Here is a 10322-nt window from a genome sequence, read left to right on the forward strand (position 1 = left end):
TCAAAACGTCGTTACCCAAGCAATCTGCTGATGACCGATGACCCAATGTCCGGCTTGTACGCCAACGAATGCACCGAGTGCGTCCCATGCTAAATCTTTGCTACTGAATTGATTGCCATCACTTTGGCTATCTGCAATTTCTTTGAGAACACCCGGCGCGATAGCCCACGCAAACGCTTTGGTTCGGTCATGCGTTTGTGCGTAGGCAGCAACGCCCAACGCGGCAGAGACACCAAAATGCAGAGACTTATCCTTGCCTGTCCACTCATCTGCATGGGTCAAGTGAGTGGATAACAGCAACATGAGCAGGACAGTTGCCTGCAAGGCTTTAGGGGATTTCATGTAGGGCGATGCTCAATCCATTATTCGTACCGCCATTACATCACAGGGAACGCCTTTGAGGGTAGCTTCAGCGGTAGAACCCATGAAACCCAGCACGCTTTTCTTGCCACTGTTGCCGACTACCACCAGATCAATGCCGTTGTCTTTAACAAATTGGATGATGGCTTCGCTGGGCTTGCCACTGGCGTAGGTGGTTTCCAGTGCAATTGTGGCGATGCCACTCAGGCTATCGGCGAGCTTGCGGAGTTTCTCGGTGGCTAAGTTGGTTTGGTTTTTTCGCATGACGGGTGACATACCGAGCTTGTCAGTGCCACCGAAGGCAACATTGCCGAGTGATGCGTCTTCCAACACATTGAGCAGGGTAAGATGTGCTTGGTAAAAGTTCGCCAATTCATTGGCACGGGCGACGATGGTATTGCTGATTTTGGTGAAATCGACTGGCACAAGGATGCGTTGATAGGGTTTCATGGTCTTCTCCTGTTGATGGGCTGCGCTCATCATGTGATGGATTAGCAGGGTCAGGAATGATCTAGGTCAATTTTTCGGTGTTCTGACAATTTGCATCTAATTCTATTACACTGACGTACTGATAATAATGGTTAGTGGTTGGAGGAGAGGTAGATATGGGTATTCAACAGCGGTTGTTCCGCTACCTGCGCTATGGCGTGATCGCATTTTGTTGCTTGGTGATGGGCGTGGCGACTGCCGCCGATACGGCGTTTGATTTTGGCGATGAAAGCCTGACATCCGAACAGGCGTTTGCATTAGGCAAACCTACGCTGGAAGGCGACAACGTAAAGTTGCAATGGGTCATTGCTCCTGATCACTACCTCTACAAAGACAAATTTCTTGTCAAAATTTCTGAAGCCGATGGCGTAACCTTGGGACAAGCCCAGCTCCCCAGTGGTGACGTTAAGCAAGATGAATTCTTTGGTAAAATCGAAGCCGTCCACAATGTCGCTGACATTCGCTTGCCGTTGCAACGCAGTAATCCCAGCATTGCCGCCCATTTTACACTGGATGTCAGTTGGCAAGGGTGTGCGGAAAATGTGCTGTGTTACCCGCCAGAACGCAAAGCCTTCCAAGTCACCTTGCCGGAAGTGGAGGCGGGTGAACAACCCACGGTGACGTGGGTAGAAACGGAATTGCCGGGGGCGGTCGCTGAAGCGGCACAGCCTACGATAACTGCGCCGCTTTCCGAACAAGATCAAATTGCGGCGACACTGGCGAATGGTAATGTCGCGCTGACCTTGCTGGGCTTTTTGGGATTTGGTTTATTGTTGGCATTTACGCCGTGTGTGTTCCCGATGATCCCGATTCTGTCCGGCATTATTGTGGGGCAGAAAAACATGACGGGGCGCAAAGCCTTCATTCTATCGTTAGCTTATGTATTGGCAATGGCGTTGACGTATACCGTCGCAGGCGTGTTGGCGGGGATGTTCGGGCAAAACTTGCAAGCGATGTTTCAAAATCCGTGGGTGTTGGGGACGTTCAGTGCCATTTTTGTGTTGCTGGCGCTGTCGATGTTTGGCTTTTACGAATTGCAAATGCCATCCAGCATCCAGAGCCGTTTGAATCATCTCAGCAATAAACAGGAAGGCGGTAGCGTGATTGGCGTTGCCATTATGGGCGCGTTGTCAGCGTTAATTGTGGGGCCGTGCGTGGCTGCACCGCTGGCGGGGGCGCTGATTTACATTGGGCAAACAGGTGACGCGGTATTGGGCGGCATGGCATTGTTTGCCTTGAGCATGGGGATGGGGATTCCATTGTTGCTGGTGGGAACTTCCGCTGGGAAGTGGTTGCCGCGTGCGGGCATGTGGATGGAGGCGGTGAAAGCGGTCTTCGGCGTCATGATGCTGGCAGTGGCGATTTGGATGTTGGAGCGCATTTTGCCTGCACCGCTCGTATTGTTATTGTGGGCAGCATTGTTGGTGATCTCCGCGATTTTCCTTGGCGCATTGAGCCACTTGCCGGAAAACGTCAGCGGTTGGCGCAAATTCTGGAAAGGTGTAGGTATTTTGTTGCTGATCTACGGCAGCTTGCTGATGGTTGGCAGTGCGACGGGCAAAGGGGATTTGTTGCAACCGTTGCAAGGTTTGAGCGTGGGGCAGAATGCTAACGCTGCGGGTGGGGTAGCGGGTGCGCCGACGGGGTTGCAGTTCAATACCGTCAAGACCTTGGCGGAGTTGCAGCAAGCGGTGCAAGATGCGAAAGGTCAGCCGGTGATGGTGGATTTCTACGCCGACTGGTGCGTGACGTGTAAGGAAATGGAAAAGTACACCTTTGCTGATCCCGCCGTGCAGGCATTGTTGCGCAATGCCATTTTGGTTAAAGCGGATGTGACCGCAACGAATGCCGAAACCAAGGCCTTATTGAAACAGTTTCAGATTGTGGGGCCACCTGCCATCCTGTTCTTCAACAAAAATGGCGAGGAATTGCGCCCCTTCCGGCAGATTGGGTTTATGCCAGCCGCCGCGTTTGCGGGGCATTTAAGCAAGGCGTTGCAGTAGTTATTCCATCAAATCCGCAGGGAAGCCGTGGGCTGCAAGGGCTTCGCGGCGGTGTTGCAGGTAGCGTTGGAATTCGGGCATCCACGTATACGCGCTGGAGGTGACGTAATCGAGTGCGCCGTGGGTGTGGAAGGCTTTGAAGTAGGCTTCGGTGCGGAACACTTCTTTGCCAGCGGTATCGAAGAAGACGAGGCTGGGGCTGTATTTGATTTCTAACGCTTTTGCCCATTCGGCGACCGTCATTTCCTTGCCATCAGGGGTTTGGATGTTGGCGGTGTCGTCTGGATTGGCTTGTGCTAAATCGAGATTGCTGAGGGAATAGGCGACTTCTTTGCGTTTGAGAATGTCGTTGTAGAGTTCATCGCAGGTGTCGCATTCTTGCTGGGCGAAGACTACCAGCAGTGGGCGTTTACTGTCTTTGCGAGCATCTTGCAGGCGTAGCGGGGCAGGCAATGCGTTGGGCAAGGTGTAAGTTTTGTCGGCATTAACCGCTTTGCCTTCGGCTTTGAGCTTGCTGTAGTACTCTTTGAAGCTGCCGTTTTTCTCGTGTTTGCCGGATACAAAATCCAGTGCTAATTCAAATTTTTCGGGGGCGTAATAGCCATTGACGCGCAATACCACTGTGCCGGTTTCGTCGAGGAATAGCATGGTGGGGGTGTATTGCACTTTGAGGTCAGTCGCGAATACCTTTTCGGTGGTTTCTTTGCCGTCAACAGCGGTTACGCTGCGGTCGCCCCACATATTAATCGCAATGACATCGAAGTTTTTCTGCGTTTTGTCGGTAATACTTTGCTTGCCGAAATTGTCTTGGATGAGTTTGGCGCAATACGGGCAGCCGTCTTGGTAGAAATACAGCACCAAGCGCTTGTTAGCGGCGCTGGCTTCTTTGATGTCATCGCGCAGGTCGAGGAAGGATTCTTTGAACCACGCGGGTTTGTCGATAGCGCCGGGGTTGACTAGACCGGCTTCGAGTTGGGTGGGGGCGGCGGCGGGTTCAGCGGCGTAGGCTGATACCGCTAGTAATGCCAGCGTAATGGGTAGGATGTATTTCATGGAACGACCTCCTCAAATAGCGGTAATGCAGTGATATTATTGGGTTATGGAGGCAGTTTAGCAGGTTGTTTATAGGTGGGATATTTCTAGGGTTGGTTATGGTTGAATGGTGCGGCGTGAATGTTGAATTGCATCATCCAGTAACTCGCTGAGGTCAGCTTCCTGCATATCTTGAAAGGCTTGCTGCATTTGGCGGGTTATACGCTTGTATTGGACTTCGTTTAACAGTTCGTCGAGGTTTTGGCACACTGGTAGGGTAGGGACTTGGCGTAGCATGGAGTACTCCAGTGATGTAATGATGCTGGTTAGTGTGGTTGATAGGGGTGAAGGAGGCAAGTGCGCTAATAATTAATTTTTTTGTTTCAATGTTTTTGAACTTAAGAGCTGGATTTTTCTTTGCTGAGCAAAAGAGAATATATATCTAAAATAATATTGGAATCGAGGAGCAAAAAAATAAAAAATATAGCGGTGAAATATATGGAGATAAATGTTAAAAATGTTTCAGGATCTTGGCCTGATCCAAGCATATTGAGTTCTTACCATACGGATGATGTCCATATTCGTTTGGCAAGGCTGGAAGAAAAATGGCTGGGGCTGGATAGGTGAAAAACAGCCAATTTATTGGTATTGCAGAAAAATCGTCTAGACTACCTGATAGTGAAACAGAAATTTTTGGAGGAGTGTTTATAGCCCCTCCTACAACCAGAGCCGAACCATGACTCCCCAAGAACTCCAAACCCTGATCCAACAAGGCGAAAACGCCGCCGTCGAATTCAAGGCATTGCCGCTGCGCCCTGAAGCCTTAGCCCGTGAAATGGTGGCATTCGCCAACAGTGCTGGCGGTACAATCCTGCTCGGTGTGGCGGATGATGGCACAGTGCTTGGCATCGACGGTTCAGACCAACTCGAAGAGTGGGTGATGAATATCGCCCGCACAGCCGTGATTCCCGCCTTGACCGTGACTTACGAAACCGTCGCGATCAATGCAACGCGGGTTGCGGTAGTCGCTGTTCCCAAAGGCAGCGACAAGCCTTACCAAACGGGTGATAAATACCTGATGCGGGTCGGCTCAACCAATCGCGTGGCGACACAAGCCGAATTGATGCGCTTATTTCAAATGTCCGGCGTGTTCCATTACGACACCCTGCCAGTCGCCAACGCCAGTATCAACGACCTCAATATGGCAGCACTCGATAGCTATTTCGCCAACTACGGGTTTGAGTTTTCTAAGGAAGCGGATATTGCCCGCCGTCAGTTATTGATCAATACCGATATTCTTGCGCCCTCCGGTGAACCCACCATTGGCGGTTTGCTAATGTTCGGGATCAACCCGTCACGCTATTTGCCGCAAGCTGCCATTATGTTTGCCCACTTTAACGGTTTAGAAATCGCGGCTGAGTTGATCGACCGCCAAGAAATCATTGGTACATTGCCCCAGCAAGTGGATGCTGCCGTCGCCGTGATGAAAAATAATCTGTTGCGCCCCTCCACCATCGAAGGCATGAAGCGCAAAGATACCCGCCAACTGCCGCCCGATAAGGTGTTGCGTGAAATGGTGGTGAATGCCTGCGTCCACCGCAATTACGCCATTGCTGGCTCTCGCATCCGTATTTTCATGTTTGATGACCGCATTGAGTGCATCAGTCCGGGGCGTTTGCCCAATACCGTTACGGTGGAAAAACTGCGTTCTGGAGTGTCTTATGCTTCCAATCCGGTGCTGCTGAAATTCATGGATAACCTGCGTTACATTGACCGTTTAGGGCGCGGTTTCCCGATGATTTACCGCGAAATGCAGCAGATTGGCAAAGAGGTCAACGTTTACGAACTCGGCGAAGAGCTGCGCGTCGTGTTGCCTTTATAACGCCATTGTCACCAATAATCGAGAGTTAAGCCATGCAACCCACCCTCAAACTCATCGCCTTCGACCTGTTCGGTGTCGTGATTTCCGACGGACACCTTGTCACCCACGGTTTGCTGCCGTTGTTATCACCTACCATGACCAAAGCTGCCGTCAAGCCGTATTATGATGCTTACACGGGCGGGCAGATTAGCGAAGCGGCGTTTTGGGAAGGTATCGGTTTGACGCTGGAATCACCCATCCGCCAGCAATTCCTCAACTTTTTTGAATTGGATGCGGACTTGGCGGCAGTGACCTACGCGCTGTCACAACGTTACCGCCTCGGCATCCTCTCCAATTTAGGGGCAGAATGGGGTGACATGTTGGAAGCGCGGTTTGCATTCAGTGAACGTTTCGAGCCGCGCATTATCAGCGGCGTGGTCAAGTGCCAAAAGCCGGAACCGGCGATTTACGAAGTGCTGATAACAGCCAGCGGAGTAGGGGGTGAACACATTGCCTTCATCGACGACCGCCGCGAAAATCTGGCGGTGGCCAAGCGTTTCGGCATGACCACCATCCATTACCGGCGCGAAGCCGACGCGCACCCGTTTGAGCCGGATTACACCATTGAATCCTTGACGGAAGTGTTGGCGATTTTGTGAGGACTAACCCTTAACCATACCGCCCATCAATACGCGGCTTAATCAGCATTGGCGCATACTGCCACACAAACAGCGCAAACGCGGCAATCCACAGCAATTGAGCGCTCAGAATCCACATAGCGTAAAACTCTGGAACAAGCGCCGCATTCACCACGCGCACGAATGCACCCGCAAACAACAGCAAGAAAATGATCGGCAAAATCGCTGGCGGCTCAGACACATCGCGCCCGGTGTGCCCTAACGAAACCCGCGTCATCATGCCGACCGTCATCAGCGCAATGCCGCCATACGCAAACGCATGAATCCACACCGGCGCAATGCCTGTTGCAAGGTGGAGGAATTTCAGCAAGAAACCGATCACTAACCAGCCATACGCCAGATACAACGCCCACAACAGCGGCTTTTCCCAGATATTGGCGTGATACCAGCCTTGCAAGCGGAAGCCGTGCAATACCGCTTGCACCAACGCCAAGATGCCCGTGAGCAATACTGCCATCGCGTTGCCCGTTGCCAGCGCGATCACATCTGCCACCGCAAACAGCAGGAACAGCACCAGACTGAAACGGTCTACCCATACATCATTGCGTGCCGTGAACGGGCAGCCCACGCCGCGCTCAATGAAAAAGGGGATAACGCGCCGCCCCATCGTAAAAATTAGCGCTAAAATGATATAGAAACCAGCATACAAGCCGACTTGCACACCTTCTGCCCAATAGCCCAAGATGCCGAGGTAAAACGCGATATTGGCAGGAACGAGTAAGGCAATCTTGCCGACCAGTGCCAATTGTTTCCACTGCTTGCTACGAATAATCGGGCGGGCAAGGGCGATGGCGAGCCAGAGTAAAAATAGCGTATCGACGCTGGCGACCACTATCAGCGGCACGCCAACAAACGGCAGTAAGCGAGCCAATGCCCATGCCCCTGCTAACACCAGCAACGGCTCTTCGTGCAACGTTTGCTGATTTGTCCAGTTTTTAACAGCAGTGAGCAGGAAGCCAGCGGCGACTGCAACGGCATACCCAAACACCATTTCATGCGCGTGCCACTGAATGGCGGGGTAATCGGCATGTAAACCAGACCAGCCAAAGCCGTAAATGCCTGCCCACAGGATCATGCCAATCACGGCAAACAACCCCGCGCCGAGGAAAAACGGGCGAAAACCAAGGTGATGCAGGGCGTATTTGCCGGTATAGGGCTTTTCGAGGTTTAGCAGCATGAACGACATCCGTGTGGGTATTAAGAGCGTTAGATTATACGCGCATAAATGCCCAAAACGAGTAGTGGTTCAAAGCTGAATTCAGGTCGGCGCATCCATCAAAGAAATACGTCACGAGTAAAGTTGTTATACCAGCTATAAGCATATTGCACGTCAATCAAGTGATCTTCATCGGAAGCGGCTATTGGTGATGTTCCCCCAGAGTTGGGTATGGTTTCAATGATTTGCCGATCCGCCGATAGTCGATACAACGCGACAATGGACATGGCATAGCCATCACCGACAATACTGTAGCAGCCGTTACTGAATGAGGTTCGTCCCGGTTCACGTCCATTCAATAACGCTGCTACCGCCAACGCACAGGCTTTCGCCTCAGAGTTGGCTGCAAACCCTGATTTGGGTAAGGGGTTAGCAATGCATGCATCTCCAATGACATGGATATTTTCATACAACGTAGACTCAAAGCTGGCAAAACCTACCGGACACCAACCACTGGCATCCGTTAAACCAGCCGTAAATGCCAACGCTCCCGCTTTTTGTGCCGGAATAAGGTTCAGCACACCTGCACTGAGCGTTTGTCCGCCCACCGTGGTAACTGATTTAGTGGCTGCATCTAGGCTAACCACCCCTTTATCCGCTCCCGCCACCCATTCAATCAAGGCATTATTGCTGCCGTAACCGTACAACTTCATCCACGCTTCTTCAAACAAGGGCTGTTTGGTAAAGCTGGTTTTGGGGTCAAGGATAATGACCTTACTGTTCGGTTTGTACTTTTTGAAATAATTGGCTACTTGGCTGGCACGTTCGTAAGGGGCTGGTGGGCAACGGTAAGGGTTTGGTGGGGCAACCAACACGAATGTACCACCGTTGGGCATAGCTTCAAGTTGGGAACGTAGTAGGGTAGTTTGTGGGCCCGCTTTCCACGCATGGGGAATTTGCTCGGCGACGGTGGCACTGTATCCCGCCACGGTTTCGTAACGGTAATCAATCCCCGGTGCAACGATACAACGGTCATAACTGAAATTGCCAGCAGTGGTTTTTACCACCCGTGCCGTGGCATCAATCGCGGTGACTTCGGCTTGTACGACAGTAATACCACGCTTTTTCAGCGCGTCGTAACCGAATTGCAAGGAATCCAAGGTGCGCTCACCACTCAATACCTCGTTGCTCATGTAGCAAGTGTAATAGGATGGGTTCTTTTCGATGAGTGTAATATTGATGCTGGGGTCTGCCAACTTCAGGTATTTGGCGGCTGTCGCCCCACCCGTGCCGCCCCCGACAATCACCACATTCGCGTTTGCGCCCCAACTCCGTGTGGATATCCCGGACATTAAGACCAAACCACCTGCCCCTAACGCTTTAAGGAAGTTCCGACGATTTACGTGTGTCATAGTCATTTTCTCCCTAAACCCTGATGCCACTGGATACAGCGGGGTTAAACAAAGCCATTGCTTCTGCCTTGAGGCTGTAACGCTGTGCTAACGCATGGCTGTCAATGCCAAGCAATTTACGCAGTTCGGTATGGATGTGCTTGGTTTGTAAATAAACGCCGTTATTATCTGGCAGTAAGGTGTTAGGGTTAATCTTGACGCGCTGGTGTGCAGGTCCACTGACACCAACGATACGGTTTGCCCACGGTGCGTTTTTCGCCATGATGAAATCGCTACCCAATGACCAATGGTCTTTGCCGTTGGTGGCATTATAATTGGGTGTGCGTCCTACATCGGAAGTGACGTGTACCACTAGCCGATTGCCTAACCCCATGCTGTCGGCTTTTGTCCACAGGTAATCCAATAAGCGCGTCATGTCGGTCAAGGTATTGGTGTGGGCATTGTCATGATTGCCGTGCGAATCCCAGCCACCCGTCCCAAAACTCCCCGTTGCCGTCATGCCCGCTGCTGCCAATACCAAGAACATGTGTAATTCGCGGATGCCATTGCGTTTCATCCCCGCTAAATCATTAGTATCTAACGTAGCAGGCAATACTGTTCCCAAGGCTTTGATGTCTGCACTGCCCACACGGGCGCGTTGCAGCTCCTCCAGCTTACGTTGCCAACGTGGCAGATTATCCGGCTGTTGCTGTTGCACCGTCAGGCGGTCTTGCTCGTAACGGTGCAGCAAATCTAAATGGGATGGCGCGTAATAAGTCTTCGTACCAGAATTAAAATTTGGATTAGCCAAGGTACGTAACAAGTTTTCGTCCGGCAGTGCCGTAAACGGCATAATTCCCACCGTACTGTCGAACCCGCCTTGGCGCACAAAGGGCATGGGCAACGCAGCCCCCACCGCCGCCGCATACAACTCATTGGTGGAAGGGAAGCCATCCATCAAATTGCCAGTATTGCGGGTACGGCTAGCTGCATCATGCCCATTGGTTTGGATGTCAATCCCATTAATAACCAAGATTGAGTTGTAATACTTATTGAAAAAGGCGGTGTTCTCCGCCATTGGGGCGAAGCGCAAATTGCCTGCTCCCCCAGCTTTCAAGGTACTCGCCCATTGGTTGATGGCAGGGTTTTCACGCGGGTCGGAAAAGGAACTGTGGTCCCAGCCTCCGCCCAGATGTATGGTCAGCAATACCTTGCCCGTATGCAAATTAGCGGCATAAGCACTACGCCCAGCCCCAGCCAATACACTAGCCAAGCTCGCCGCACTCGCCAGTTTCAGAAAGTCACGTCTATTCATAGCCTATCCTCCGTTCC

At 51.7% G+C, this 10322-nt stretch carries 11 protein-coding genes; 4 read left to right on the top strand and 7 right to left on the bottom strand.

The features are described 5' to 3' along the window. Both J1836_RS01375 and J1836_RS01380 read right to left on the bottom strand, forming a co-directional pair. Window positions 1-342, bottom strand: coding sequence for a YfiM family lipoprotein (locus J1836_RS01375; protein ID WP_207249478.1), 342 nt, complete (start codon window positions 340-342; stop codon window positions 1-3). Window positions 343-354: 12 nt separating this feature from the next. Next, window positions 355-810 carry a universal stress protein gene (locus J1836_RS01380; RefSeq protein ID WP_207249479.1) on the bottom strand — a complete coding sequence of 152 codons (456 nt, stop codon included), beginning with the start codon at window positions 808-810 and terminating at the stop codon, window positions 355-357. A gap of 155 nt (window positions 811-965) precedes the next feature. Between J1836_RS01380 and dsbD the strand changes: the two genes are divergently transcribed. Beyond that, window positions 966-2852, top strand: coding sequence for a protein-disulfide reductase DsbD (gene dsbD, locus J1836_RS01385; RefSeq protein WP_207249480.1), 1887 nt, complete (start codon window positions 966-968; stop codon window positions 2850-2852). Here the strand turns inward: dsbD and J1836_RS01390 are convergent, their stop codons facing one another. After that, window positions 2853-3905 carry a thioredoxin family protein gene (locus J1836_RS01390; RefSeq protein ID WP_207249481.1) on the bottom strand — a complete coding sequence of 351 codons (1053 nt, stop codon included), beginning with the start codon at window positions 3903-3905 and terminating at the stop codon, window positions 2853-2855. 96 nt (window positions 3906-4001) lie between these two features. Beyond that, window positions 4002-4181 carry a hypothetical protein gene (locus J1836_RS01395; protein ID WP_207249482.1) on the bottom strand — a complete coding sequence of 60 codons (180 nt, stop codon included), beginning with the start codon at window positions 4179-4181 and terminating at the stop codon, window positions 4002-4004. 156 nt (window positions 4182-4337) lie between these two features. Here J1836_RS01395 and J1836_RS21930 point away from each other — a divergent pair, with 156 nt between their 5' ends. From J1836_RS21930 to J1836_RS01405, 3 genes are all read left to right on the top strand, one after another. Next, entirely contained in the window at window positions 4338-4511 is a 174-nt protein-coding gene (locus J1836_RS21930) for a hypothetical protein (RefSeq protein WP_372447661.1), read from the top strand. A 109-nt stretch (window positions 4512-4620) separates the two neighbouring features. Next, entirely contained in the window at window positions 4621-5766 is a 1146-nt protein-coding gene (locus J1836_RS01400) for an RNA-binding domain-containing protein (protein WP_207249483.1), read from the top strand. A gap of 32 nt (window positions 5767-5798) precedes the next feature. After that, a complete protein-coding gene (locus J1836_RS01405; RefSeq protein ID WP_207249484.1) occupies window positions 5799-6404 on the top strand; it encodes an HAD family hydrolase in 606 nt (201 codons plus the stop codon). A 10-nt stretch (window positions 6405-6414) separates the two neighbouring features. On the opposite strand, the gene J1836_RS01410 is transcribed toward J1836_RS01405, so the two are convergent. The 3 genes from J1836_RS01410 to J1836_RS01420 form a co-directional block, all read right to left on the bottom strand. Next, complete coding sequence (locus J1836_RS01410; RefSeq protein WP_207249485.1) at window positions 6415-7620, bottom strand: NnrS family protein; 1206 nt, start codon at window positions 7618-7620, stop codon at window positions 6415-6417. Between the two features lie 98 nt (window positions 7621-7718). Next, window positions 7719-8951, bottom strand: a complete 1233-nt coding sequence (locus J1836_RS01415) for an NAD(P)/FAD-dependent oxidoreductase (RefSeq protein ID WP_278189456.1) — start codon at window positions 8949-8951, stop codon at window positions 7719-7721. 73 nt (window positions 8952-9024) lie between these two features. Continuing rightward, window positions 9025-10305 (bottom strand): DUF1501 domain-containing protein, encoded by a 1281-nt coding sequence (locus tag J1836_RS01420; RefSeq protein WP_207249487.1) that lies wholly within the window; start codon window positions 10303-10305, stop codon window positions 9025-9027. Window positions 10306-10322 lie beyond the last annotated feature (17 nt).

This window comes from Thiothrix fructosivorans (genome assembly GCF_017349355.1).
In the GTDB taxonomy this organism is placed as follows: Bacteria; Pseudomonadota; Gammaproteobacteria; order Thiotrichales; family Thiotrichaceae; genus Thiothrix; species Thiothrix fructosivorans.

What these genes read in the sequence shown, in the direction of transcription:
- J1836_RS01375 (WP_207249478.1), bottom strand. Translation starts at nt 342, where the DNA reads ATGAAATCCCCTAAAGCCTTGCAGGCAACTGTCCTGCTCATGTTGCTG.
- J1836_RS01380 (WP_207249479.1), bottom strand. Translation starts at nt 810, where the DNA reads ATGAAACCCTATCAACGCATCCTTGTGCCAGTCGATTTCACCAAAATC.
- dsbD (WP_207249480.1), top strand. Translation starts at nt 966, where the DNA reads ATGGGTATTCAACAGCGGTTGTTCCGCTACCTGCGCTATGGCGTGATC.
- J1836_RS01390 (WP_207249481.1), bottom strand. Translation starts at nt 3,905, where the DNA reads ATGAAATACATCCTACCCATTACGCTGGCATTACTAGCGGTATCAGCC.
- J1836_RS01395 (WP_207249482.1), bottom strand. Translation starts at nt 4,181, where the DNA reads ATGCTACGCCAAGTCCCTACCCTACCAGTGTGCCAAAACCTCGACGAA.
- J1836_RS01400 (WP_207249483.1), top strand. Translation starts at nt 4,621, where the DNA reads ATGACTCCCCAAGAACTCCAAACCCTGATCCAACAAGGCGAAAACGCC.
- J1836_RS01405 (WP_207249484.1), top strand. Translation starts at nt 5,799, where the DNA reads ATGCAACCCACCCTCAAACTCATCGCCTTCGACCTGTTCGGTGTCGTG.
- J1836_RS01410 (WP_207249485.1), bottom strand. Translation starts at nt 7,620, where the DNA reads ATGCTGCTAAACCTCGAAAAGCCCTATACCGGCAAATACGCCCTGCAT.
- J1836_RS01415 (WP_278189456.1), bottom strand. Translation starts at nt 8,951, where the DNA reads ATGTCCGGGATATCCACACGGAGTTGGGGCGCAAACGCGAATGTGGTG.
- J1836_RS01420 (WP_207249487.1), bottom strand. Translation starts at nt 10,305, where the DNA reads ATGAATAGACGTGACTTTCTGAAACTGGCGAGTGCGGCGAGCTTGGCT.